This window comes from Microbulbifer sp. ABF4_107 (genome assembly GCF_056312215.1).
Genome location: NZ_CM149983.1, coordinates 1604032 through 1629166 on the forward strand (window position 1 = coordinate 1604032; position 25135 = coordinate 1629166).

20 protein-coding genes and 1 tRNA gene are annotated in these 25135 nt (G+C 54.6%); 15 read left to right on the forward strand and 6 right to left on the reverse strand.

Annotated elements, in window-relative coordinates:
- Positions 1-5: 5 nt before the first annotated feature.
- The 3 genes from plsX to ACYX4K_RS06590 form a co-directional block, all read right to left on the reverse strand.
- Positions 6-1040: a phosphate acyltransferase PlsX gene (gene plsX / locus ACYX4K_RS06580; protein WP_475092920.1), complete on the reverse strand. Its 1035-nt coding sequence runs from the start codon at positions 1038-1040 to the stop codon at positions 6-8.
- Between the two features lie 3 nt (positions 1041-1043).
- Positions 1044-1235, reverse strand: a complete 192-nt coding sequence (gene rpmF / locus ACYX4K_RS06585; protein WP_043316110.1) for a 50S ribosomal protein L32 — start codon at positions 1233-1235, stop codon at positions 1044-1046.
- A gap of 90 nt (positions 1236-1325) precedes the next feature.
- Positions 1326-1904, reverse strand: coding sequence for a YceD family protein (locus tag ACYX4K_RS06590; RefSeq protein ID WP_475092919.1), 579 nt, complete (start codon positions 1902-1904; stop codon positions 1326-1328).
- A gap of 138 nt (positions 1905-2042) precedes the next feature.
- Between ACYX4K_RS06590 and ACYX4K_RS06595 the strand changes: the two genes are divergently transcribed.
- Entirely contained in the window at positions 2043-2624 is a 582-nt protein-coding gene (locus ACYX4K_RS06595; protein ID WP_475092918.1) for a Maf family protein, read from the forward strand.
- Between the two features lie 11 nt (positions 2625-2635).
- On the opposite strand, the gene ACYX4K_RS06600 is transcribed toward ACYX4K_RS06595, so the two are convergent.
- Together ACYX4K_RS06600 and rluC are read right to left on the reverse strand one after the other, a co-directional pair.
- The gene (locus tag ACYX4K_RS06600; RefSeq protein WP_475092917.1) at positions 2636-3280 is read right to left on the reverse strand and encodes an HAD-IA family hydrolase; all 645 of its coding nucleotides are present in this window, start codon (positions 3278-3280) and stop codon (positions 2636-2638) included.
- A gap of 42 nt (positions 3281-3322) precedes the next feature.
- Positions 3323-4378, reverse strand: coding sequence for a 23S rRNA pseudouridine(955/2504/2580) synthase RluC (gene rluC / locus ACYX4K_RS06605; RefSeq protein WP_475093945.1), 1056 nt, complete (start codon positions 4376-4378; stop codon positions 3323-3325).
- 798 nt (positions 4379-5176) lie between these two features.
- Here rluC and rne point away from each other — a divergent pair.
- From rne to ACYX4K_RS06655, 10 genes are all read left to right on the forward strand, one after another.
- Positions 5177-8263 (forward strand): ribonuclease E, encoded by a 3087-nt coding sequence (rne, locus tag ACYX4K_RS06610; RefSeq protein ID WP_475092916.1) that lies wholly within the window; start codon positions 5177-5179, stop codon positions 8261-8263.
- 133 nt (positions 8264-8396) lie between these two features.
- Positions 8397-8484, forward strand: a tRNA-Ser gene (locus tag ACYX4K_RS06615).
- A gap of 489 nt (positions 8485-8973) precedes the next feature.
- Positions 8974-9780, forward strand: a complete 807-nt coding sequence (locus tag ACYX4K_RS06620) for a DNA adenine methylase (protein ID WP_475092915.1) — start codon at positions 8974-8976, stop codon at positions 9778-9780.
- A gap of 18 nt (positions 9781-9798) precedes the next feature.
- Positions 9799-11790, forward strand: a complete 1992-nt coding sequence (locus ACYX4K_RS06625) for an ATP-binding protein (protein ID WP_475092914.1) — start codon at positions 9799-9801, stop codon at positions 11788-11790.
- An 11-nt stretch (positions 11791-11801) separates the two neighbouring features.
- Positions 11802-13145, forward strand: a complete 1344-nt coding sequence (locus tag ACYX4K_RS06630; RefSeq protein ID WP_475092913.1) for a hypothetical protein — start codon at positions 11802-11804, stop codon at positions 13143-13145.
- A 457-nt stretch (positions 13146-13602) separates the two neighbouring features.
- Positions 13603-14157, forward strand: a complete 555-nt coding sequence (locus ACYX4K_RS06635) for a hypothetical protein (RefSeq protein ID WP_475092912.1) — start codon at positions 13603-13605, stop codon at positions 14155-14157.
- A gap of 110 nt (positions 14158-14267) precedes the next feature.
- Positions 14268-14483: a helix-turn-helix transcriptional regulator gene (locus ACYX4K_RS06640; protein WP_475092911.1), complete on the forward strand. Its 216-nt coding sequence runs from the start codon at positions 14268-14270 to the stop codon at positions 14481-14483.
- Positions 14473-14874 (forward strand): CHC2 zinc finger domain-containing protein, encoded by a 402-nt coding sequence (locus tag ACYX4K_RS06645; RefSeq protein ID WP_475092910.1) that lies wholly within the window; start codon positions 14473-14475, stop codon positions 14872-14874. The genes ACYX4K_RS06640 and ACYX4K_RS06645 overlap by 11 nt, the downstream gene beginning before the upstream one ends.
- Positions 14871-16109: a helicase RepA family protein gene (locus ACYX4K_RS06650; protein WP_475092909.1), complete on the forward strand. Its 1239-nt coding sequence runs from the start codon at positions 14871-14873 to the stop codon at positions 16107-16109. The genes ACYX4K_RS06645 and ACYX4K_RS06650 overlap by 4 nt, the downstream gene beginning before the upstream one ends.
- Positions 16110-16200: 91 nt before the next feature.
- Positions 16201-16476, forward strand: a complete 276-nt coding sequence (locus ACYX4K_RS06655; RefSeq protein ID WP_475092908.1) for a hypothetical protein — start codon at positions 16201-16203, stop codon at positions 16474-16476.
- Between the two features lie 62 nt (positions 16477-16538).
- On the opposite strand, the gene ACYX4K_RS06660 is transcribed toward ACYX4K_RS06655, so the two are convergent.
- Positions 16539-17813 (reverse strand): tyrosine-type recombinase/integrase, encoded by a 1275-nt coding sequence (locus ACYX4K_RS06660; protein ID WP_475092907.1) that lies wholly within the window; start codon positions 17811-17813, stop codon positions 16539-16541.
- 380 nt (positions 17814-18193) lie between these two features.
- Here ACYX4K_RS06660 and ACYX4K_RS06665 point away from each other — a divergent pair, with 380 nt between their 5' ends.
- Genes ACYX4K_RS06665 through ACYX4K_RS06680 form a run of 4 tightly spaced genes read left to right on the forward strand, consistent with a single transcriptional unit; the run spans position 18194 to position 24989 of the window.
- On the forward strand, positions 18194-18910 hold the full coding sequence (locus ACYX4K_RS06665) for a TVP38/TMEM64 family protein (protein WP_475092906.1): 717 nt from the start codon (positions 18194-18196) through the stop codon (positions 18908-18910).
- Positions 18910-21153: a hypothetical protein gene (locus ACYX4K_RS06670; protein WP_475092905.1), complete on the forward strand. Its 2244-nt coding sequence runs from the start codon at positions 18910-18912 to the stop codon at positions 21151-21153. Before ACYX4K_RS06665 ends, ACYX4K_RS06670 begins: the two co-directional genes overlap by 1 nt.
- Before the next feature lie 45 nt (positions 21154-21198).
- Positions 21199-22431: a glycosyltransferase gene (locus tag ACYX4K_RS06675; protein WP_475092904.1), complete on the forward strand. Its 1233-nt coding sequence runs from the start codon at positions 21199-21201 to the stop codon at positions 22429-22431.
- A gap of 26 nt (positions 22432-22457) precedes the next feature.
- A complete protein-coding gene (locus ACYX4K_RS06680; protein ID WP_475092903.1) occupies positions 22458-24989 on the forward strand; it encodes an endonuclease/exonuclease/phosphatase family protein in 2532 nt (843 codons plus the stop codon).
- The last annotated feature ends 146 nt before the right edge of the window (positions 24990-25135 follow it).

Here is a 25135-nt window from a genome sequence, read left to right on the forward strand (position 1 = left end):
TTCTGTTAATCGCTGCCGGTCTGACGCTGGGCCTGGTATGCCATAGCCCTTCCAACCAAATGTGCCAGATCCGACTCAGCACACTCTTTTGCGGTCAGCATAGCGCGGTAAAACGCCTCACTGCTGGCACCGCCATGACTCTTGATGACGTTGCCTTCCAGCCCTAAAAAGCTGGCGCCATTATAGCGACCAGGCTCCAACTGTGACCGCCATTTTCGCAACAAATTTATGGCTAATTGGCCAAAAAAACGCTTTATCGGCGCCTTCTTGTCAATTGTGAACGACTTCTGACCTATTAGTCGAATGACGCCTTCTGCTGATTTCATGGCCACATTGCCCATCAGGCCATTGCAGACCACCACATCTACCACACCGGTAAAAATATCGTGGCCTTCGACGAATCCCACATAGTTAATAGCGGGATCTGCCTGCATCAGCTGGCCGGCGCGACGAATCTCTTCGGTACCTTTGTGCTCTTCCGCACCAATATTCAGCAGTGCAACCGTAAGATCGTCTTTCCCGGCAAATACCCGCTGGGCCTCAATCCCCATGCGCGCAAACTGCAACAGGTCTTCGGCGCTGCAATCGATATTGGCACCCAGGTCAAGCAGGAAACAGGAGCCATCAGCTGTAGGCAGGGACTTACCGAGTGCGGGGCGCTTCACACCTTCAACGGTACCCAGAATGCTTCGGCCCAACGCCAGCAATGCCCCGGTATTACCGGACGTCACCATAGCACCGCATTCGCCAGATGAAACCGACTGCAACGCTTTGGCCATAGAGGACTCACGCTTGTGACGCAGGGCCTGCACCGGATTGCAGCCCTGAGTAATCACCTGGACGCAGTCCACCAACTCCAGGCGCTCGCGCACGGATGGCGGTTCTTTAATCAGTAGGGATTGGAGTTCAGAGCGGGGGCCGAACAGCTTGAGCTCTGCCCGGGGATAGCGGATAAGAAATCTTGAGCAGGCCGGAACGACAGAGCGGGGACCTAAGTCCCCGCCCATCGCATCCACGGCCAATCGAAATTGGCTGGACAAAACTTACTCTTCTTCGGAAGAACCGCCAACGTCGATCACTTTGCGACCACGGTAGAAACCGTCTTTGGTCACGTGATGACGGTGGTGTTTTTCACCAGTAGTCGGATCTACGGACAGAGTCGGTCCGCTCAGAGCGTCGTGAGAGCGACGCATACCGCGACGGGAACGGGTTTTTTTGTTCTGCTGAACAGCCATTTGGTGCTCCTAAACATACCTAACAGTTAACACCGGAACCGGGGCGCCTACCGGCGAGCCCAAACCCTTCAAACATCTCTCGAGACCAACTCAAGACTTGTTTGACGAACCCTTCAACTGTTCCAGTACTTTAAAGGGGTTTTCTCGTTGCTCTTCCGCTTCCGGCTCCTCGCCACGACTCTGAAATGTCTCCTGAGCGACACAATCCCAGTCGTGATAAGCAACCATGGGCAGATTGAGCAAAATCTCATCTTCCAATACCTGATACAGATCCAGCTCATCACCGTCCTGTATCACCGGGTCCAGAGACTTGGGCAACGAGTTACCCTGCTCTTCAGACCACACAAACCCCAAGGCGATATCTGCTTCAATGGATTCGCTCACCGGTTGCAAGCAACGCTGGCACAGCAAACCAACCGTCAACGCGAGATGGCCAGTAGCCACCTGGTTGCGCTGCAGATCTCTGGCAAAAGCCAGGGAAACCGCTATATCGCCCTCAACCGACTCCGTGGCCGCTGCCAGTCTCGGCAGTGCTTCCGGAGGTACGGTACCGTCCAGCTGTTGCCCGCGCTGCACCAACTTGCGTGCGTCTATGCGGCGTGGCAGCGCGGATCTCTGGTCCGATTTCTGCGCTGAATTCTGGGCAGTCTTTTGGGGGGGTATCGACATAAGCGCGCAATTCTATGGACTCACCTGAGCCTTGTCAAAACAAATCATCCAACGCATGATCAGCGGCCCCAATGCCCGGCACACCGCTGTTTCGGCGGATCGAAGCAGTCTTGGAACCCACCATTAAAGGAAGCTCTCATGCGCCGCCTAATTCTAGCGTCCAGCTCCACTTACCGCCGCCAACTGCTGGAAAAGCTGCAACTCCCCTTCGAGTGCCACGCACCCCATATAAATGAAGAAGCATTGCCTGGCGAATCTGCCAGCGCACTGGCTAGCCGCCTGGCCACAGAAAAGGCTCTGGCCTTAGCGACCGACTACCCGGACGCTCTTATTATTGGCTCAGATCAGGTTGCGGAATGCAATGGCACCCTACTCGGCAAGCCCGGCAGTGACGACAAGGCGACTGAACAACTGCGCCAAAGCTCCGGCCGCGCAGTCAACTTCCATACCGGTCTCTGCCTGGCAGATTCCAGCGACGGCACGCACCGCACTGTATGCGAATTGTATTCGGTGCACTTCCGCGAGCTGAGTGAAAGCGAGATTCGGCGCTATGTGGAGCTGGAAAAACCACTGGATTGCGCAGGTTCGTTTAAATCAGAAGGCCTCGGGATCTCTCTCTTCGAAAAAATGGAAGGGTCAGACCCAAACTCGCTGGTCGGCCTACCATTAATTCGACTTATCAATCTACTTAAACAGCACAACATCAGCCCGCTGGCCTGAAGAGTCGCACCTCAGGCCACCAGCGGCGGCCACGCCAACAGCTCGGAGAAATGATCAATTACCCGCTGCGGACCGCATTCACGTAATCGCTCCCGACTGTGCACGCCATAGCTAACGCCGATGGACGGCATGTTGATCGCAGAGGCCATTTTTAGGTCGTACTCGGTATCCCCGACCATTACCGCCTGGTCCGGTGAGGTACGGGTTTCCGCAAGGATTTCGCGCAGCATGGTCGGGTCCGGCTTGGAGGCGGTCTCATCGGCACAGCGACTCGCAACAAACAAGTGCCCCACCCCGTGATCCTCAAACTCGCGACTCAGGCCGCGGCGGCTTTTGCCGGTGGCTACTGCCAGGTCGTGCCCGGCGCCCAGCAATTTATCCAGAGTAGCCGCAACGCCATCAAATAACGGCAGCGGCTCACTGCGAGCGGCCAACCACTCGTCGGCGTAGTAATCGCGGAGATCCGTACGCTGCTCCGAGTGAGCCTCGGGAAACAGGGAGGCAATCGCCTCCGGCAACCCGAGACCAATAATATTGCCGATGGCCGCAGGCTCGAGCACCGGCAGCCCCACACGACTCGCCGCCCGCTGCATGCAGCTCACAATACGCGCCTCGGAATTACATACAGTCCCATCCCAGTCGAGAATTACCAACACGGAAACTTACCTCACAACCTGATACCGATCTAAAGCTGCACCTCAGCGCAACCTGGTCAAAACCGCCTTGAGCTCACCTGGAAGTGGCGCCTCAACACTGACCCGGGATCCATCCGGTAGCGTGCACCCCACTCCAGCAGAGTGCAAAAAAAGGCGCTTCAGTCCAAGATCGCGAAAACTTGCGTTCACCTCGTCCGGGGTGTACTTCACATCTCCCGCCAGCGGGCAGCCAACAAACTGGGCATGCACACGAATCTGGTGGGTGCGCCCGGTCACCGGCTCGGCGCGCATCAGGGTCGCGCCATTAAAGCGCTCCTCTACCTGGAAGCGGGTCGTCGAGGGCTTGCCCTCTCCGTCCACTACCACCATGCGCTCACCGCTTTTCAGAGTGTTTTTACGCAGCGGCGCTTCAACAAGCTTTTGCGCCCGCGGCCATTTGCCGGCAGCCAACGCCAGGTATGACTTCGCCATCTTGCCGGCACGCAACTCGCTCTGCACATGCAGCAGTACGGCCCGCTTGCGCGCAACCAGGATTGCGCCACTGGTATCCCGGTCCAATCGATGCACCAACTCCATAAACGGGCTCTCGGGGTACATCTGTCGCAGCGCCTCAATCAACCCAAGCCGCACACCGCTGCCGCCGTGGACCGCGAGGCCCGCCGGCTTATTCACCACCAGCAACCCGCCCTTGTCATACAGTATGGCCGCTTCGAGCGTACGCCGGAGCTGTTCACCCGCGACCGCCGGTGGTGCCTCTTCGGAAACACGAATTGGCGGTACGCGCACCAGGTCACCACCCTTCAGGCGATACTCGGCCTTCACCCTTCCTTTATTTACACGCACCTCGCCCTTGCGGAGAATGCGATAAACGCGAGACCGCGGCACGCCCTTGAGGCGCGCTTGCAGGAAATTATCGATTCGCTGACCAGCCAGTTCTTCGGGCACAGTGATAAATTGGACGCCCACGCCCACGCCGCCGCCCGCACTCGCTTCAGCCCCACTCGAAGAAGCGCTGGAGGTATCTGTGCGGGAATCTTTGGCCCGGGAGGGTTTGTTTGGAGAAGTTTTTGAGGGGGTATTTCGCATGGGGCGCATGATAGCCGCACACCTCCCCCATTTGAAGCGCGACAATCAATACCTCGATTGATGCCCCCTATCGACCGTGGTATATTCGGCCGGCCTGAATTGGGGCTGGTTTTCGGCGGTGCACGGTTTTTCTGCTATAAAAAAACCCAGGTGCCGCTCTTGAGAAAATACCGCCAATCCGGCCGGTGCGCGGAAAACCGCGTTATCAACAAAACTTTGTCGGTGAGACCCTTCGAGAGCGCGTCGCAAGACGGTGCCCAGGGCGCACAGAAGCGCCACTCCTGAAGCTCTCGCCGACCCCAACCCGACAATATACGGGATTTTTGCGAAGGTAAGACGGGCCGATGCCCGCAGCGCTTGGAACAAACTCGACTCGTTACATCTCGCTCTGAGATTGCGCGCCAGCGACCGAACTGGCCCCCGGCCCGCGCCTGTGATGCACAATGCCATCCCTGCGCCGCCGGCAACTACTAGACCAAAACAGGGCCCAGCCACGAGCCGGCCCCAGAGCGAAGAGATGTGACCCATGCTTGCCCTACCCGGCAAGTAGCCAGGACCCGCCCAAAGAATCACGCTGGGCCGGACTGGCAGGACCCGAATACACCCGAACAAGAGGGGTATTCAGAGTTAATTCGATATGTACCCGGCAGATGTGCCCAGTTTGGAGGCACCCCTGCGCGGGCGGCATACGAGGCAGCCGTGTACACCTGGCCGAACACTGGCCCAAGGTCCCTCCACGGCGGTACCACCAACGTCTGCGAGCTTCAGCGGTGTTTTACCTTTGCGCAACCGCAAGGAAAAAACCAACGCATGAAGAGAATGCTGATTAACGCAACCCAGCCGGAAGAGCTGCGTGTCGCACTGGTCGACGGCCAATGGCTGTATGACCTGGATATCGAAAATCGCACCCGCGAACAGAAAAAAGCCAATATCTACAAGGGTAAAATCACCCGCGTAGAACCCTCCCTAGAAGCCGCCTTTGTCGACTACGGTGCCGAGCGCCACGGCTTCCTGCCCCTGAAAGAAATCTCCCGCGAATACTTTAACAAGTCCCCGAAAGACATCGATGGCCGCATCAAGATCAAGGATGTAGTCAAAGAGGGCATGGAAGTCATCGTTCAGGTAGACAAGGAAGAGCGCGGCAACAAGGGCGCCGCCCTCACCACCTTTATCAGCCTGGCCGGCCGTTACCTGGTACTGATGCCGAACAACCCGCGCGCGGGCGGTATCTCCCGCCGCATCGAAGGCGACGAGCGCAGTGACCTGCGCGACGCCCTGTCCAACGTGGAAGTACCTTCCGGCATGGGCATCATCGTGCGTACCGCCGGCGTTGGCCGCAGCGGTGAAGAGCTGCAGTGGGACCTCAACTACCTGCTGCAACTGTGGACCGCCATCAAGAAAGAAGCGGACGAGTCCAAAGCACCCCACTTCCTGTTCCAGGAAAGTAACGTCATCATCCGTGCCATCCGCGACTACATGCGCGATGACATCGGCGAAGTCATCGTCGACGATAACGGTGCCTATCAACTGGCCGCAGAATTCGCCCGCCAGGTGATGCCGAACTACGCCAACAAGGTGAAGTTTTACGACGACAATATCCCGCTGTTCAATCGCTACCAGATTGAAAGCCAGATCGAAACCGCCTTCGAGCGCGAAGTGAAACTGCCCTCCGGCGGTTCTATCGTGATCGACGTGACCGAAGCGCTGATCTCCATCGACATCAACTCCTCCCGCGCCACCAAAGGCGGCGACATCGAGGAAACTGCGCGCAACATCAACCTGGAAGCGGCAGACGAGATCGCCCGCCAGCTGCGCCTGCGCGACATGGGTGGCCTGGTGGTCATCGACTTTATCGACATGCAGAACAAGTCCAACCAGCGCGAAGTGGAAAAGCGCATGGAAAAGGCGCTCGGCATGGACCGCGCCCGCGTTCAGGTTGGTCGTATTTCCCGCTTCGGCCTGCTGGAAATGTCCCGTCAGCGCCTGCGCCCATCTCTGAGTGAAACCACACACCGCGTCTGCCCACGCTGTAGCGGCCAGGGCACCATTCGCGGCACCAAATCCCTGGCGCTGTCCATCCTGCGCCTGGTCGAGGAAGAAGCGAAGAAAGAGCGCAGCGCAGAAATTCGCGCGATCACTCCGGTGAACGTCGCCACTTACCTGCTGAACGAAAAGCGCAAGGCCATTTCCAACATCGAGTCCCGCAATAACACCCGTGTTGTCGTAGTACCCAATGCCGATCTGGAAACCCCGCACTTCGAAGTTCAGCGACTGCGCGATGACGATTCCACCACTCTGGAGACCTCGTACAAAATCGCCGGTACCATCGAAGAATCCGCAGACAAAAGCGACGACGAGCCTCTGCGCCCGGTTGCCCAGCCTGCGGTTCAGCAGATCGCCCACACCGCCCCTGCCCCGACGCCGGTTGCCAAACCCAAGCCGAAGGCCAAGAGCGACAAGAGCGAAGAGAAGCCCGGACTGTTCAGCCGTCTGATCAGCGCGATCTCCGCCCTGTTTGGCGGTGAAGACGAAGACGACCGCAAGAAGCACAAGAAGTCCAAGGGACGCGGCAAGAACTACCAGCAGCGCGATCGCAATCGCAACCAGCGCGGTGGCCGTGGACGTGGACGCGGTGGTCGTGGCAACCGTCGCGACGACCAGCGCAGCGATGACCGCAAGGATGACAACCGCGGCAAGCGCGGTGACAAGCGTCGCGATGACGATTCCGAGCGTCGCAATGAAACTGCCCGCGATGGCGGTCGAGACCAGAATCGCGATCAAAACCGTGACAGCAACCGCGAGCAAAACCGCGAAGGTCGCGAGGGCGGCCAGCGCCGCAGCCGTCGCCGCCGCGGTGGCGATCGTCGCAACGATCAACAGGTCGCTTCTGCCGACGTAGAAAACACCAACCTGGAGAGTGCGGAAGCCGCAGAATCCGGTGATGACCAACAGCGCCCAGCGCGTCGCCCGAGCAACGTGCGCGGCCGTCCGCAACCGCGTCGTCGTGGCCGTCGCGGCGGTGACAACCGCAACGATGAGCAGGCCCAGCAGGACAATCGCGAAAGCAAATCCGACGCAGCGGAATCCAGTGCACGCGAGAGCGAACAGCGCGAAGTAACCGCCAAAGCGGAACGCCCTGCCCGCGAAGAGCGCGCCGAAGCCAAGACTGGCAACACGGAAAGCAAACGCGATCAGGCCCCGCAGGAACGCAAGCCGAAGCAGGAACGCAGCGAGCCAAAAGTTCAGCAGGACCAAGCACAAGAGAAGCCGAAAGCTTCTCCCTGGGCAGAGGGTGCTGAGCGCATTGCCGAGCAGTCGGAGCCAAAAGCCACTGAAGCAGAGCGTGAACCCAAGCCAGAAGTAGCAAGCAAGCCTGCTGCAGAAGAAGTGGTAACCGAAGCTGAGCCCAAAGCCGAAACGCCGAAGACCCATGCAGAAGGTGACTTCCTTGCAGAAACTCCGGTAGAAACCGCGGCTGCACGCAGTGACGAAGCTGAAGCAGAGGCACCAAAAGCAGAAACGGTTGCAAAAGACGCACCGGAAAGCGCCACCGAAGCTGAGCCCAAAGTGGAGACAGCAGAAGTGGTAGCAGAGAAAGCGGAAGAAAAAGCCGAACCCGAGGAAGTGGTAGAAGCGCCAGCAGCGCAGGAAGTGCAGGTAACGGAATCTCCCGAACCCGTACAAGCGGCCAGCACCGGCAAGCCTACGCGCGCCAGTAACGACCCGCGCATCAACCCGAAACCTCTGGTTGATCTGCAGATCGAAACCAAGCGCCCGGAACGTGGCGAGCTGCGTCCGTTGGATACCGCGCAACCAGCCAACATCCAACACAGCCCCCGCGCCCTCTCCCGCCCCGCCAATGACCCTCGGGTTAAGCGCGATGTGGAAGTGAGCTAAGAGCCGGAGGCGATTGCCGTAACGAACAGAGGGTTAGCTGTTCAAAATTGCAGCTAACCCTTTGAAGTTACTAAAAAAATCGGCCGCGTACTTGTACCCGCATAACAGCTCGGTATAATGCGCAGCACAATTTGGTGGGGTGGCTGAGTGGTCGAAAGCGGCGGTCTTGAAAACCGTTGACTGTAACAGGTCCCAGGGTTCAAATCCCTGCCCCACCGCCATATCATGAGTAGTATCAAGGGCTTACAAAGGCTTATCTGATCTACCCAACAAAAAGCCCAACATCCCTTAAGGTTGTTGGGCTTTTTTGTGCCCCCAAGACCACACGGATAGCACAGGAGCCTTGAATCCCTGGCTACAGCCCACTTTTTCGAGCGCTTTTACCTCCCAGGTCAACGCCACGAAAAACCGATCACAATGCACACAGCATCGCCTCACCGGCCAAATGCCACGTCAAACCTCGACCGCTTTAAGCCGTTTCCGATAGAAGATCCGAGAATTTTCTCCCAGTGCTACTGTGAACCGAAGCAGATTATTGACATCCCCTGCCCTAGCTTTAGTATCTCTACTCTATACAAACTCATAAACGTCTGAGCCCAACAGGCCAAAAAAACAACAACGTTTTTAGTTTGACAAGGCTGACCCTGACACCACGTAACGGCCGGTCAATTATTAAGCTCTCCAGCACGCGAAGTTCATGAAGTAAAAGTATGGAAAAGAAAAGTGTTGCTCCATTTTTAAAGTGGGCTGGGGGAAAGCGGTGGTTCATCCATAAGTACAGCCAACTCCTACCCCAAAAGTTCAACCGGTACATTGAGCCTTTCCTCGGCGGAGGCTCGGTCTATTTCCACCTGCAGCCGAAGCGTGCAATTCTTGGTGACATCAACGCTGACCTAATCTACACCTACCAGGCCATTAAGACAGACTGGCAAGCGCTGGAAAGTTTGTTAAACCAACACCAGGCTGCTCACAGTGACGAATATTACTATGACGTCAGGTCTACAGAGCCCTCTTGCAAAGTAGAAAGAGCTGCGCGATTTATTTACCTCAACCGAACCTGTTTTAACGGCATCTACCGTGTTAACCGACAGGGTACTTTCAATGTTCCCCGAGGAACAAAGAACACGGTAATCCAAGACACTGACGATTTCGCAGGCATGTCTAAATTGTTTAAGGGCACAAAGTTTGAGATCGCAGACTTTGAGGTGTTGATCAAAAAAGCCAAGGAAAACGACCTTGTTTTCGCCGACCCGCCCTACACAGTCCGCCACAACATGAATGGGTTTATAAAGTACAACGAGAAATTATTTTCTTGGGACGATCAAGAGCGGTTAGCGCGGGCACTGTCCGGAGCCAGGGAACGCGGGGTCCAAATCATCGCAACTAATGCCAACCACGCATCAGTTCGAGAATTATATTCGGATTATGGATTCCAACTTCAGTCCGTAAGCCGGTACAGCTCGATTTCCGCGAGCGCCAATAGCAGGAATCAGTACGAAGAATTAGTAGTGCAGTAACTTAACTAAGGAAGCAGCATGGCACCGACGCTAGATAATCTAATAACAACCTCAGCGACACAAGGCAACCCAATCTCCGCATTGCGCCTATTCCTCGAACGGGAAGCGAGACACGAGGAGGCCAGAAATACCGCAGCTATGCGCTTTGTCGGCTTCGTATTGGAGCTGGGATACGAAACTGCAAAAATCATCACCAGCGACCCTTACAAAATTGCTGTGGGCGGAATTCCCCGAGGCTCCTTTCTCATTATGGCCCCGGAAAATTCAACGGACCTCCCTCCTCACTTCACACTACTCCGAGTAAATGGGGTATCGCCTACTCCCTTAAGCAATCAAGTACAGCAAACGTATTTTGAACTGCACAAAAAATCGATGCCCGAACTCGATGTCTGGACTCAAGGGGAGCTGCAGTGGGGGGCACTTGACTGTGACGTTCTCGGAATGTTCTATGCTGAGCCCTCCGAGATCTCCAAGCTGGCATTTTCAGGTGATGTCAACAATGTTGTTAGCGCGCATCGATATCGCGTGTACTCACCTGATGACGAACTACTAAATGTAATCGTGAATGGACTGGTAAGGCCGCAACTACAGTTTGAACTGGGAGAGCTTCGCACGACGGAGTGCAAATTGCGTGCTAGCGGTAATAATCCCCAAATTCCTGCGCAAATCTCCCTCTTGGACTTCAAGGGCTGCAGGACTGCCATGTTTGGCAAGACTCGTCTTGGTAAGTCGAATACGGTAAAACGGCTCGCGCAAGGTATGCTCGAAGCAACAGCGCAGAATCCGACTGTAGGCCAGTTAATTTTCGATATTAATGGCGAATATGCGAATGATAACCCCCAAGATGGTGACAAATCGATTCGGTCCGCCTATGAAGACAGGTGTGTCGTATATGCATTGACCAGGAGATCCGGAACACCTTCAAGGCCTTTACGGTTTAATTTTTATGAAACTCCCGATTCCTGTATGCAAGTCATTGCGTCCATGCTTGAGCAAGACAATCAGACTTCCATCTATATCCGGGCATTTGCATCTGTCCAGCTCCCCTCTATAGCTGAAATTTCGTCGCTTCAACCAAACGAAAAAGCTCGCGCAATCCGAAAGGTCCAAATGTATTGGGCTATTTTGAGAAAAGCAGGCTTTCTTGCAGAGGAAAGTCGCCTACGGGATTTAGGACTCACATCAAGGCATACATCGCACTTTAACCCTGGATTTTCCGCAGGTGCTCGAAACTCAGTATATGGCGCGGAACTGCCACCAGCGCCACAAAACCTCGATCAGCTCGTCTCCGAATTAGAGGCCTTCACAAATCATATCCATGAGCACGGTGACAGCGCCCTCCAATCCAGTAGCGGTAACTCACTCTTCGACTCCGACGATTTGGCATTACTGAAGTTTTTAAAACCAAGCACCGGAGCAGGACCGACGATTTTACGGTCTTATCGTGTTTTCCATGACCCCCAAGCCGGATCATTCAGCAATGAAATCCTTGATTTTCTAGATGCAGGCAAGACTGTAATTCTAGATTTAGGAAATGCCACCGATACTGTACGTCGGTACTTTTCCGACATAATGTCGAAAGAGGTGTTTTCACATCAAGAAAAGAAGTTTGTCGGCAACGGTCTTGGAGACCATTTTATCCAGCTATATTTCGAAGAGGCTCACAACCTTTTCCCGCCTGAATCTAAAGATTTAACCGGTGTATACGCTCGATTTGCCAAAGAAGGGGCGAAATTCCACATCGGAATGGTTTACTCAACTCAGTCCCCATCTACGATAAATAAAGACTTACTGGCGCAGACCGAAAACTTTTTCGTCGGGCACCTATCTAGTCAGGATGAGGCGAGATCCCTTTCGAGAGTTCAGGTCGCCTTTGCGGGGCAGGAGCAGGACATTCTTCGGGCTAAAACTCCCGGCTATATGCGAATGCTTACACTGTCCCACAGATTTGTACTGCCAGTCCAAGTACACAAATTTGAAGTAATCGACCAGCAGCAAGATAACGGCTAATTGGGGGGAGCATGCCTTACCAACCATCAACCCGGCTACCTGGTGAAAGCGCGTCAAAGCTTGGACACCTCACAGTAGTAGAAAGCGAGTGGGTAAGAGAACTGCTTACCGACTTTGAAAGTATTTCACCGAAAGACTCAGACGAGAGCGAAACCACCTGGAATGAATTCGACGTCGAAGGCGTGCTTCCGCTCAAAAGCGTTTGGGCGACTGACGGATCATTTGTATCAGTTCCAGCAGGTGGTACTCCTCCGAAAGAAGTCGCTTTCGTAAAAACAGCACTTCTCACGATTGACAAGGCAAAGCTTGAAGTTGTGGATAAGGACTACCCGCACCCGCTTCATCTTCAAGACATAATGAAGGATAGCGCGATCTTTCATGCGACAGTGTTCCCAATGAAAAACGTCCGCACCCGGCTAGGTAGTAATTACGACGCAATCAGGCACATAGTTAATGATTCGTTGAAGATCGACCAGGGGGGGCAGTTTTACGAGACGCTAAAATGGCTCGCATTTAAGAAATGGAGAGGTGAAGCTAGTAGCTCACCGGCATTTAACTGCCCTCATTGTGATCACAGGATTGAAGATGGGATTCCAGCTGATCAAGATGAAATCAATTGCCCCGACAGCGATTGTAACGGCCTGATCTTCCTTTCAGACATGATCGGTTTTCACTTGGACATGGATGAAGATAGCGCTCCAGATTCAGTCGTGTCTTCATACATGCTGGTCATGGAACATCTTATGCTGTTTACCGCGATTCGTTTACTCTGGGGGCACACCGACAAATCGATTCTAAGCGAAACACTTTTCATAAAAGATGGCCCTCTGACACTTCGCAGCCAATACTCCAAGCTTGTTCCCAACATTCGAGAATTTTTGGAGCATGCCAAATCAGTAAATCGCCCTGTGCACGTGATTGGTCAAGAGAAAACTGGGGCATTTGTTGACCACCTTTCTGCCATAGCGCGATTCCCAAAACCGCACTCAGCGGATGAACCTATGTCCTATTCTGCATTGGATCACGATTACGTACGCCGGGAAGTGTATAGGTCTCCAGACTTATCGAACCCCTACGGCAGCAGAACGAATTGGGGTGAAAAACTCTTTGTTAAAGTGGATCCATCAACACATTTCGTGTTGAGCGTCCCTACGGGTAACTACAATCCAGCAGGAAGCTTTCCGGCGGCAGCCGACCTTATTGGACTTGACAGAATCCTCGCGACTTTACCAAGTTTGATAAGTCGAAAACACGAAAGTGCCCTGTTCCCAATCGAATTAGCGAATGGAATTGCGTCTATGTCGAGTTACCCTTCAGCACGAATTTTGTCGCAGTTCGCTGAAAGTCAGAGTTAATTTAAACCTAGCCCGCCCCCTTTGTTACTGGTTTTTACAGAGCAATCGGGGTGGATCTAGGTAGGCTTGGCCGCTTCCAAAAAACCTCCTCGTAACTACTTCCAGTTGAAGAAGGGCAACTCGCTTACAGCGCAATAAGCACAACCTATTACCTCGACACCTGTAATAGGTTAGTCACTAATGCAAACCCGACTCACAATGTGAAATCTGCGCAGCTGCGTACCCACGTAGGGTACGGGTACCAGGAAGTACCTTTTCCCGCTTTGTCCCCCAAAAGTGTCTCATTGCACCTCGACTGGTACTGCCCGGTCTACTTTCTCACTTGCTGCAACCGTATCGACTTCTCAATAATGCCCCCGCAAGTTACCGTCCTAGGCGTGGTAGCTACATAGCTATTTTTTCCTATCAAAGATGGATTGCTTGCATTTTTAGAACTGCTATTTTTCGGATTATTAAGATGACTATCTCGAAGTGCCCACATAATGAAAACTGGGTATCTGGCAATGAGGCCCTGTTAAGTATCGCAAAGTCGTACGAACTAGCCCTCGAACACGTTTCTGCGCTCGAGAACAAGCTGCAAATCGCCTGTGAAAATGGTGATGTGAAGGCGAAGCGTAAAGACGGCATGCCGATCAATTTGAGAGCGCTCCTGCACGAGTTACTGATCGAGTTTGACTCGCTAAGAATGTGGGCAGAGCGACTGGAAGGCATCGAAAACGGATCCAGAGCGTGGGTGAAACGGCGGAACCAGGCTGGGTTACGGAGTCAAAGGGCCGTTAAAGATGGACCTGCGCCTCCAGACGCCGAGCTACCGCAATACAAACGGAAAATAAACAACCTCATAAAGACCGTATTTGTATTGGTCGATATTATTCTAAAAAAATTGACCGGGATGCCGTTCAAAGACGCAGAAGCAATTTTTCAAGAAGTAGACCTACAGGGGAAAAACCTACCTATTGGAAAGCAGACTTTAGGTAACTATCTGAAAGAAGGCTATGCTCTAGCCAATTAGCTAGCCGGACTAGTAACGGCTAATTAAAACGCCGATCATTTTAATTAAAACCAAACCCCTACCCTTTTCGATTCAATGCAAGCCATGTTCAACGTGCCTAAGGAGGTACCATGGCTTGCAGCCACACCTTGCCGGATTCCGGCTTTCTTCGCGATAAGCAAATCGTCAACCACCTGAGTATCGGGCGTTCAACATGGTGGCGCTGGGTAAATGAAGGCGCCGCGCCAGCTCCGATTCGGCTCGGGAAAAACACCACCGTATGGCGGGTAGAGGACATTCGAGCGTTCGTCGATGCTCGCATACAGGAGGCCGCCAGTGATTGTTGAAACACTCCTGTCCCGGCTCTACAAGGTCAAATCCACCGGTCAGGACCGTTGGCAGGCTTGTTGCCCGTCCCATGACGATCGCTCACCGAGCCTTTCTATAAAGCTGGCGGAAGATGGCAAGGTACTTATCCATTGCTTTGCTGGCTGCACTGCCAGAGAAATTGTCGAATCCGTCGGCTTACGTCTTTCTGATCTATTTCCGGAAAACGACTTTGACCGAGAGGCTTTTGCCCGACGGAAGCGAGTCGACGTTGCGATTGAGCGTGCTCACCTCGATACGCTGATTGTGAAAATTGCTAAAGGCGATATTGCCAGGGGTAAGGCCCTAACATGCCCGCAGCAACAGGAAGTCAAAGCGGCTATAGCGCGCCTGCAAGGAGTGAACCCATGAATGACGATTCATTGTCGACGAGTGAGCAATCTACCTCTGAAAGGCAGCAGGGCGAGGCCTTGAGCCAACTTCTGCGGAGTTTTGACGAGGGGACTTTGGCCGACGCGGCTAATCAGGCCATTTATCTAGAAACCGGTTCCGCTCCCAATAAACAGGGCGGCTTGTTTGAGTTTATTCCTTGCTTTCACGGCTATGACCAGCAGTTCGACTACCTGATAAAGGGATATATGCCGGCTCGCGCACTGGGCGTGCTCTACGGCGCATCGGGAAGCTACAAGAGCTTTCATGCCTTGAGCTGGGCAACCCACGTTGCCCTAGGGCGTAATTGGAACAAAGCGAAGGTCAGCCAGGCTCAGGTGCTCTATATCGCTGGTGAAGGCGGTATTGGGGTTCCACGACGAATCAAAGCGCTGGCCGACCACTACAACGACGGAAATCCCATCCCGAATCTGTTTCGGCTGGATCACCCAGTTCATTTCGGGGATACCGCTCAAGTAGTGCAGTTGATTCACTCGGTAAAGCAAAAGGCAAGCCAAATCGGTCGCCCATTTGGACTAATCGTACTGGATACATTAGCGCGTTGTTTCAATGGTGATGAGAACAAGGCCGAAGAAATGGGTAAGTTCATTAGTGCGTGTGATCGCCTAAAGGCCGAGACCGGTGCCACCGTTCTCATCGTCCATCATTCCGGGGTTATGGATCCAAATCGCGCTCGTGGTTCTTCTGCGCTACGGGCTGCTGCAGATTTCGAATACCGCGCCGAGCGTGTCAAAGGGGAGTCGCCAGGTGTGGTTGTAATCGGCACTAAGTCCAAGGACGAAAAAGAAGCGCCATCACAAGTCTTCTGGCTTTTGGAGCAGGCACTTTTCAAGGACTCCGACGGAGATCAGATCGTGAGTCTTGTCTGTACTGACAAAGGTGAATCGCCTCCAGATAGCGACACCGAGAAATCAGGCACCAAGGCTCTAACCACATACGAGCAGAGCTTATACCAAGCGGTACGGTGTCGGATGGAAGCTGGTGCCCCAACAGGAATCGCCCTACTCCGCGACGATATGCGTGGACAGTATGGCGAAAAAGCGCGCAAGAGCTTCAAGCGCTGGCTAGACGGTTGTATCGCCAAAGAGGTATTGCAAATTGATGGCGAAATATTGGCCACCACCAGCCCAGCACAAAAAATTGGGCAAAAAATAGTTGAAGAGTTTGAGGCGACAGCAAAGGTAAAGGGCGAATAAAACTAGTCCGAAACATTGCCGCGCCGTACTTTGAACACTAAGGGTATTCGTTGCGGCGCGGCACCCGCGAATTGAACTAAGAGGAAAATTGATGAAAAAGGCAGTATGCGAGCGAACTGGTAAAGAGATTCCAATCGAACAAGGCTATTTCGTTGGAAACATGCGCAACGGGACATGGGAATTTGTATCTTACGAGGCATATGAGCTTTTGGGGGACTACCCTATTCTCGGGGCCGACCTGGTTTCCAGCCCCGCAGAACTGGTTGATTGGATTGCACACCTTTACGAGAAGGCCTGGTTCAGGCCTTGGAAGTTTTGCAAATTTATGCATAAATTCCGGGCTTCAAACCGGATCTATGGGGGCTAATCCCTAGTCAAGTCGCGCCGCACACCCTCGGGACTAGGTCTGGTTGGGTGGTGCGGCCTTTTTCACAAGTTATCTCGGAGGGAAAATTTCGCCCACTCCTCCATCATTTTTCTCCTTTCCTCAACTAGTTCACCACGTGCATAGGCTGCGCGGGTTTTGTCATCGTTAACGTGGGCCAGTGCTAGCTCCGACCAATGGTCGGGGAACCGGTCAGACTCCAGAGACCAATCCTTAAACGTGCTTCTAAAACCATGCGGAGTGGCTATTCGGTTTTGACGGGGATCCAGGAAGCCGGGACCACCATTTGCGATATCTGAGTCGTGTGCGCGACGGATTACAGCCCCCATTGAAGCGTTACTCATAGTCCCACCACGAGCCCCTGGAAAAATCGTCGCCCCTGACTTGGGTTGTTTGTGAAGCACACTAAAAGCAGCAGTTGATAAGGGTACCCGGTGGTCTAAGCCGGCCTTCATACGTGATCCGGGAATCGACCAAACTAAACTTTCCTCGCTCACTTCAGACCACATTGCTCCCCCTTTCTGGTCGACTTTCGACCCCACAACCTCTGAAGGTCTCGAAGCGGTAAGAATTGCAAATTCGAGGGCACGTGCTGCATTCCCTGTTTGCGCCGCTATCGCAGTCATGAATCGGGGTAGGTCCGCTACTGGTAGAGCGGGATGGTGAGACCGTCCATTTTTCTTTTTCACCTTTTCGGCCTTTGGAAGTAGTGGCTTCAGCAGCTTGACACGGGCGGGATTTTCACTAGTACGTAATTTTGCGGCTATCGCATAATCAAAGACATTTTCAATTCGCTGACGGACTCGACTAGCTGTTTCAGTCTTTGTTATCCAGATTGGCGCCAAAATATCTACTAGTTCATCATGGCCGATATCGGCTACAGGCCTATCGGCAAGCATCGGGAAAGCATGATTTTCCAGTGTACGAAGCCATTGTTTGCCATGTTTGGCGTTTCTAAACTCGTGGACCTTGATCGAATGACAAGCTAGTGCCGCCTTTTTAAACGTGGTCGAAGCCAATTGCTCTGCAACTAACTGTTGCCGCGCCTGTTTGCGCTCCTGAACGGGATCCCTTCCGTCACGTATTGAATCGCGCATTTCACGAGCTTTCGCTCTGGCCGTGGCTAAAGTGACTTGCGGATACGGACCAAGGCCGATGTCCCGACGTTTAGCTCCTACGGTCGCTCGTAGGATCCAGCTTTTTGATCCACCGGGCTGAACCTGAAGGTGTAATCCGGCGACCCCGCCAATTGCATGAAAACCGGACTTATTAAGCCGGCGCACTTCCAATGCGGACAGCTCTCGCGCTCTTTTGGGCATGGGTTTTTCTCAAAAATTGAATCTTTTACTATCATAACCCAACAAACAACCCAACATAAAATCAGAGAATGGCTGATCAAGCACGAGGTTCCTTGAGACTAGATGTTACCCTAACTATTTGATTATTATAGTTTTTGACACTCTGTGAGACGGGACTGGATTGGAAGAAAGCGGTCTGCCCCACCGCCATACAAAAAAGCCCGGCTTATCAGCCGGGCTTTTTTTGTATGTGTCCATCGGTAAACCCATCAGGCCTGCCACCCCCTCCCGTCAAAACATCCCCCACTCCCCTCTCCTCAATTGTCTAACCTAAAGAAAGACGCCTGAACCCATTCAGCGCCCCCGTTCACCTCATTAGCAGCCATAAGCACAGGAGTGGCGTGAAATTTAACCCTCTCTGGTTGATCGTCATTTGCAGTGTCACCGTGGTCACTGTACTTGGGATCCTCCACTACTTTGACCTGGACGACCGCCTCATCGAGCTGATGCAGTGGATGGATACGCTCGGCTGGCAGGCCGGAATCTGGTTCATCTTGGTCATTGCCCTGGCTATCGTGTGTCTGTTTCCCGGGGTGGTGTTCACCATGGGCGCGGGGTTTGTCTTCGGGGTGATCAAGGGAACGATTTACGTAGTGCTGGGAACAGTGCTCGGCGCCGCAATTGCCTTTCTGATATCGCGCTATTTACTGGGCGAGCGCGCGTCCAACTGGCTGCTCTCGAAAGTGAAACCTCCGAATCTCGGGGAGATTCTGCGGGATGAAGGTTGGCGAATGATCATGCTGACGCGGATGGTGCCCCTGTTCCCTTTCAAGCTGTCCAATTACTTCTTTGGTCTGACACCGGTCAGATTCCGGGATTTCTGCATCGGGAACTTCATCGGTGTCATCCCCATCACAGTGAATAACGTCTACGTGGGATCAATCGCGGCAGACCTAGCCAGTATTGGCAGCGAGCGCAGCACCCGAAGCCCCACGGAATGGACGCTGTACGGCCTTGGGTTTCTACTCGCCGTTATTGCGATCATTGGATTGACCCGCATGGCCCGGCGCGCGCTCAATCAAAAAATCGACCAGAAAATCGATAAAGGAGAACTCTAATGCCCTGGATGAAATGGCTTCCCTGGCGGTTCTTCGTACGTAAATTCGCGACCGCGCATGGATTTCTCGATCCACTGGCGGTGATGGCACGCCTGCAGCGATTTGCGGAACCGTCCGAAGTCAGCGAGCCAATCGAGCTGCTGCGCGCGGGAGTAATTTTCCATGCGCGTGCACTGATGAACAGCAAAGTCATTCAACACAATCTGGACTGGGTGTGGCCCTACTGGATTGAGCGTCAGTTTGATCCTGCAGATATTTCGTTTATCCCTCGGGCATTTTCCATCACCCACTGCAACCTCAGCCATCGAAACTGGACCGCGGTCGGTGTTCCAGGCAGCGAGGAAATGCCCATTGTGGACCCACGCGGACTCCTGACACCCCACTATGACGGATGGTCTATCGATACCTGGATCATCGGCGACGACGGCGAGAACCTGTACCCTTCTCAGCGGGATGACGTTTCTCAGCAGCTCGATCTGGAAGGCGGTGTGGCGGTAGTGACGGAATCGGGATCCGACCAATGCAATCTCAGCGCCCGGGTGTGGGCCGAACTGGATGAACGCGCCAACAATTGCCACATGCAGCTAAAAGCCACACACAACACGGGCGGCTGGCTGGTGGTTGCCCTGCGCCCGTGCAATCCGGAAGGCGTTGCATTTATTCATAAAGTCACCCTTGAAAGCAGCAGGGACCGGTGGCTGGTGGACGGCAAGGACCGCATTCTGTTTGATCGCTCGGTAGATCGCCACCATGCGTCCGACTACAAGAAAGGCGACATCGCACTCTATTTGCGCGAAGAAGGAAACGAAAACCATGCAGAGTGCGAAGTCGGTATGGCAACCGCCGCCGCCCTCTTCCGAATTGAGCCGGGGGAAACACTGGATACCCTGGTTACCATTCCGCAGCACTGCAAACTGAACCTCGGTAATGCACCGGCCGGCTGGAAGCACAACCTGGAACAGCACTGCGCGATGACGGTGCCCGATTCACAGATGCAATTTATGTACGACGCCGCGGTGCGCACACTGATTTTGCACTCCCCGCATGATGTCTACCCCGGGCCTTACACGTACAAGCGGTTCTGGTTCCGCGATGCCGCCTTCATGATTCAGTCGCTACTGCATGCCGGTTTACTGGAGCGTGCTGAGCGCGCCCTCGAGCGATTCCCCTCCAGACAGAAGCGCAACGGCTATTTCCACTCTCAGGATGGCGAGTGGGACTCCAACGGCGAAGCACTGTGGATCATTGATCAATATTGCCGCATTACAAACTCAAAGCTCAAGTCCGACTGGCTCGACCCGGTGCTGCGCGGCGCCCACTGGATTCACAACAAGCGCCAGGCAAAAGATGGGAGTCTGGCCGGTGGCCTACTGCCAGCGGGCTTTAGCGCCGAACATCTCGGCCCAAATGACTGTTATTTCTGGGATGATTTCTGGGGTATCGCCGGCCAACACGCGGCAGTTGCCATCTGCGAGCGCGAAGGCCAACCGCAGGACGCGGAAATATTTCAAAACCACGCCGACGACTTCATGTTGACGGTGGATGAGATATTAACTGGGTGTGCCAAGCGTCTCGGGCGCCCGGCAATGCCGGCATCCCCCAAGCGCCGCCTCGACGCAGGCGCCATCGGTTCCATCGCTGCGGGCTACCCGCTCAAGTTGTATGATGCAGACGACCCCCGACTGCTGGACCTCGCCGAATTTCTACTGGAAAACTGCTTTGTGTCAGGCGGGTTTTTCCAGGATATGATCCACTCCGGTATCAATGCCTATCTGACCATCCATGTCGCACAGATTCTTCTGCGCGCGGGAGACCCCCGCTGTATTGATCTGATGCGCAATGTCGCCAAACTCGCGACACCTACCGGGCAGTGGCCCGAAGCCATACACCCGCACTCATTTGGCGGCTGCATGGGAGATGGTCAGCACGCCTGGGCAGCGGCAGAATGGGTTACCATGCAGCGCAACTGTTTTGTGCGCGAGGAAGGTGAAACGCTAATCCTCGCTTCCGGACTGCCAACGCAGTGGTTAAATGACAGCACAGCCCAACGCCCAATTCGGTTTGGACCGGCACCCACGCATTTCGGTACTATTTCACTGGAAATCATCCCTGGGGAAAGACCGCGAATTTCCTGGAAGGGAAAATGGCACCGCCAGGCGCCACCGATCGAAGTCCGTGCATTTGGCTATCAGGCAGAAACCGCCAGCACCGATACCGAAATGATGGAGCTCAAGCCTCTGTGAATATCGTCATGCTCACCAACACCTACCTGCCACATGTAGGCGGTGTTGCGCGATCGGTCAGATGCCTTTTGCCGGGAGTACCGCAAGCAGGGACACAATGTACTGGTGGTAGCACCCGAGTTTTCAGAGAAGATCGAAAACGAAAAAGATGTGGTGCGTATACCTGCCATCCAGAATTTCAACGGCAGTGATTTTTCGGTGGCGCTGCCACTTTCTGGCGAGCTGACCGAACGCCTGGACTTTTTTGAGCCAGATCTGGTGCACTCACACCACCCCTTTTTACTGGGTATGAGCGCACTACGTATTGCCCGCAGCCGCGAGCTGCCCTTGATTTTCACGCACCACACACTGTACGAACGCTACACCCACTATGTGCCTGCAGACTCAGAGGCGCTCAAGCGCTTTGTTATAGAGCTGGCAACCCGCTACAGCAATCTCGCGAGCATGGTGTTTGCACCCAGCGAAAGCGTTGCAGAGCTATTGCGCGAGCGCGGAGTGAAATCGCCAATCCAGGTCGTGCCGACCGGCGTAAAACTGGATGACTACGGTGATGGAGACGGCCGAGCCGCCCGGGCGCGGTACGGCATTCCTGCAGATGCTTTTGTGATCGGGCACCTCGGGCGTCTTGCGGAGGAAAAGAATCTCGAATTTTTATCTCGCGCCGTTCTCGAATTTACCCGGCGCAATGCCCATGTCCACTTTTTGGTGGTCGGCAGTGGACCGCTCCAGGAGCGCATAACGCGAATCTTTGGTGATGAGAGGTTGGCGGACCGACTGCACTTTACGGGTATTTTGCAGGGAGAAGCCCAGCGAGATGCGTACAGTGCGATGAACGTGTTTGGATTCTCCTCCACCAGCGAAACCCAGGGCATGGTTCTGACTGAGGCCATGGCAGCCGGTGTCCCGGTGGTCGCTCTGGATGCCAGTGGCTGCCGCGAAGTCGTTGATGACCGTTTTAACGGGCGCCTGATACTCAATCACTGCCCGCGTGAATTTATCGCTGGATTGCAGTGGGTATTCGATCAGTCACCCGAAGAGTACCGAGCACTTTGTGAGGGCGCACTGCGAACTGCAGAGCGCTATTCCATGGAGAATTGCGCAACCGCCGCCCTGTCACATTACCAAACATTGGTGCACCAACACTGGCCAGTGGACGACTCACTGTATGCCCAGTGGATGCGCCTGCGAAACACCATCGGTGCGCAGTGGGAAATTTTGGAAGGTGTCACCAGTGCCGCCAGTGCCGCGTTGGAAAACGCCGGCAAAAGCAAAACCTGAAAATGATGTGAGCTGAAAGGCCCCGAATGCTAACCCGAATTGCCACCCGCCTCCGAATCTGGCGTCGCCGCGTCAGCCGCAGTGAATGGCTGGCGCGCATGATGAAATTGCAGATCAATGAACGAGACCCTGACGCCCCAGCGCTGGTTCTGATTCAGATCGACGGTCTGGCCAGGCCGCAATTTGATCGCGCATTGGCCGAGGGTAAGCTGCCATTCCTCAAAAAGCTGATTGAACGCGAGCATTACCACATAGACGACTGGTACTCCGGCGTACCCGCAACCACACCAGCGGTGCAGGCAGAAGTTTTTTACGGCGTGAGAGCGGCAGTTCCCGCCTTCGGGTTTATGTCCGCAGACACACACGAAATGCTGCGCATGTATGAGTCCCACGGGGCAAACAAGGTCGAACAGCGTCTGCTAGATGAAGGGCACCAGCCGCTGTTAAGGGGCGGAAGCTGCTACGTCAGCTCATTCCGCGGTGGCGCAGAGAATGACGAAGCGCATTTCTGCCCCGCTTCCAAAGGATGGGGATCGTCCCTTAGAGATGCTGGCCCACTGGCGCTGATCACCATGCTGCTCGCCAACCTGTGGAGCCTGATTCGCACCGTCGGCCTTCTCCTGCTCGAGCTGGTACTGTCCATTGTCGATTTCTTTCGCGGCCTTATAAAAGGCCAGGACTTTATGCGGGAACTGATGTTTATCCCTACCCGCATCGCCATCACGATTCTGATGCGCGAACTCTCCACGGTCGGGGTAAAAATTGATATTGCCCGCGGGTTGCCGATTATTTACGTGAACCTTCTCGGGTACGACGAACAGTCCCATCGACGCGGCCCCAGTTCTAAGTTCGCTCACTGGACCCTCAAGGGGATCGACGATGCGGTCGCGCGAATCTGGCGTGCTGCACACCGCTCATCCCGCCGTCATTACGATGTGTGGATCTACTCGGACCATGGACAAGATGACGCCACGCCGTACGAAGACCTGTACGGGCGGAGTTTTGCCGACGCCGTCAGTGAAGCGCTGTCGGAATTGCAGAAGAGCCCCGGCAGTGCCAAGTCCGATTCCGATCGCGGCGTGCAGTTACAACGGGTCCGCCTTTTCGGTGGTCAGTGGGTGCAGAAACTGTTCCCCGTCAAAACTTCCGGTGAACAGCGGGACCAGGATGCCCCCATGGCGCTTTCGGCCATGGGACCACTGGCACTGCTCTACAACATCCACTGCAAAGACATCCCCCAGCAGACCATCGCCCGCCTTCTTGTGGAAGAAGCAAAAGCACCCATGGTGCTCTATGCAGATCACCAGGAATATGTAACCGGCGAAAACGGCGAGCGGCTGAGCAAGATCAAGGGATGGTGGCGTGAGGGCGCCTTTTCACTGCCGGAAGACGGACACAGGGTGCTCGGAAATGATCACCCGTTTCTAGAGGAAACCACCGAAGACCTGGCACACCTGTGCCGACACCCTGAAGCCGGAGACTTTATCGCGAGCGGCTGGTGCGCAGGTGGTGAAAGCATCACCTTCGCCATCGAGTGTGGCAGTCATGGCGGTGCAAGCCGCAAGGAAACCCATGGCTTTGCGCTGATGCCGGGAGATATCCACTTCCCCGATGACGGACGCGGCCACTGGCGGCCGAGAGACATGCACAAGGCTGCACTCGCATTTCTACGCGCGCAACCGGCGCAGAAGCTCAAATCAGCAGCGCCAAATGCTCCCGCCAAGGCAGCACCCATAATCACCTCAGGCCGGCGCCAGAAGGAATCGGAAAGGCAGGACTACCGGAAGCTCCGCGTGATGACCTACAACGTACATATCTGCAAGGGTATGGACGGGAAACTCTCTCCCGAGCGGATCGCCCGCGTCATCGCGCGTTACTCACCGGATATCGTTGCGTTACAGGAAGTAGATGTACGCAGGCAGCGTACCGGCGGCGTGGACCAGGCCCACCAGATCTCCCGGCTGCTGTCCATGGATTGTCACTTCCAACCCGCCATGCACCTGGAAGATGAGCGCTATGGCGATGCCATCATGACGCGTCTGCCGGTGCGTCTGGTCAAAAAAGACATCCTGCCCGGACCATCGGAACACTCCCGGATGCACAAACTTGCCGAGCCTCGCGGTGCACTCTGGATGGAGATTGATTTTCACGGCACCCTGATTCAGGTATTCAACACCCACCTGGGGCTGTCGAAGGGTGAGCGGCAGCGTCAAGTCGACGCCTTACTTGGGCCCGAGTGGATGGGAAACCCCGAGTGCCCGAAGCCCAGGATACTGGTAGGCGATTTCAACGCACTTCCCAGTGCGTCGGAAATCAAGCAGATCGCTGGGGTTCTGGAAGATGCGCAACTGCAATTACCCGGGCACAAACCCAAAGGGACTTTTTTTAGCCGGCTACCCAAAGCCAGGATCGACTATGTATTCGCGGATCCGGAACTCAGGGTTACCGATGTGCACGTTCCACGCAGCGAACTGACACGCCTGGCGTCTGATCATTTACCGCTGATCGTCGACCTCAAGGTCCCCATCGGTGATCGCGAAACAGACAGTGAACACTAAACGGGCTGGTCATATTGCAATCCGCACACTCAGCCCCCAATTATTACTATCAGAGCTAGACAAGACTATGAGCGCGGTTGCGCGAATACCGTGTTTCCATAATGTCACTGTCGCACGCTATATTTCACCAACTACCGGACATTCAC

Excerpts from the sequence above, each read along its gene's own strand:
- ACYX4K_RS06640 (WP_475092911.1), top strand. The coding sequence starts at position 14,268 with ATGGCTTGCAGCCACACCTTGCCGGATTCCGGCTTTCTTCGCGATAAG.
- ACYX4K_RS06655 (WP_475092908.1), top strand. The coding sequence starts at position 16,201 with ATGAAAAAGGCAGTATGCGAGCGAACTGGTAAAGAGATTCCAATCGAA.
- ACYX4K_RS06625 (WP_475092914.1), top strand. The coding sequence starts at position 9,799 with ATGGCACCGACGCTAGATAATCTAATAACAACCTCAGCGACACAAGGC.
- ACYX4K_RS06620 (WP_475092915.1), top strand. The coding sequence starts at position 8,974 with ATGGAAAAGAAAAGTGTTGCTCCATTTTTAAAGTGGGCTGGGGGAAAG.
- ACYX4K_RS06630 (WP_475092913.1), top strand. The coding sequence starts at position 11,802 with ATGCCTTACCAACCATCAACCCGGCTACCTGGTGAAAGCGCGTCAAAG.
- ACYX4K_RS06660 (WP_475092907.1), bottom strand. The coding sequence starts at position 17,813 with ATGCCCAAAAGAGCGCGAGAGCTGTCCGCATTGGAAGTGCGCCGGCTT.
- ACYX4K_RS06590 (WP_475092919.1), bottom strand. The coding sequence starts at position 1,904 with ATGTCGATACCCCCCCAAAAGACTGCCCAGAATTCAGCGCAGAAATCG.
- ACYX4K_RS06670 (WP_475092905.1), top strand. The coding sequence starts at position 18,910 with ATGCCCTGGATGAAATGGCTTCCCTGGCGGTTCTTCGTACGTAAATTC.
- rpmF (WP_043316110.1), bottom strand. The coding sequence starts at position 1,235 with ATGGCTGTTCAGCAGAACAAAAAAACCCGTTCCCGTCGCGGTATGCGT.
- ACYX4K_RS06595 (WP_475092918.1), top strand. The coding sequence starts at position 2,043 with ATGCGCCGCCTAATTCTAGCGTCCAGCTCCACTTACCGCCGCCAACTG.
- ACYX4K_RS06635 (WP_475092912.1), top strand. The coding sequence starts at position 13,603 with ATGACTATCTCGAAGTGCCCACATAATGAAAACTGGGTATCTGGCAAT.
- ACYX4K_RS06680 (WP_475092903.1), top strand. The coding sequence starts at position 22,458 with ATGCTAACCCGAATTGCCACCCGCCTCCGAATCTGGCGTCGCCGCGTC.
- rne (WP_475092916.1), top strand. The coding sequence starts at position 5,177 with ATGAAGAGAATGCTGATTAACGCAACCCAGCCGGAAGAGCTGCGTGTC.
- ACYX4K_RS06650 (WP_475092909.1), top strand. The coding sequence starts at position 14,871 with ATGAATGACGATTCATTGTCGACGAGTGAGCAATCTACCTCTGAAAGG.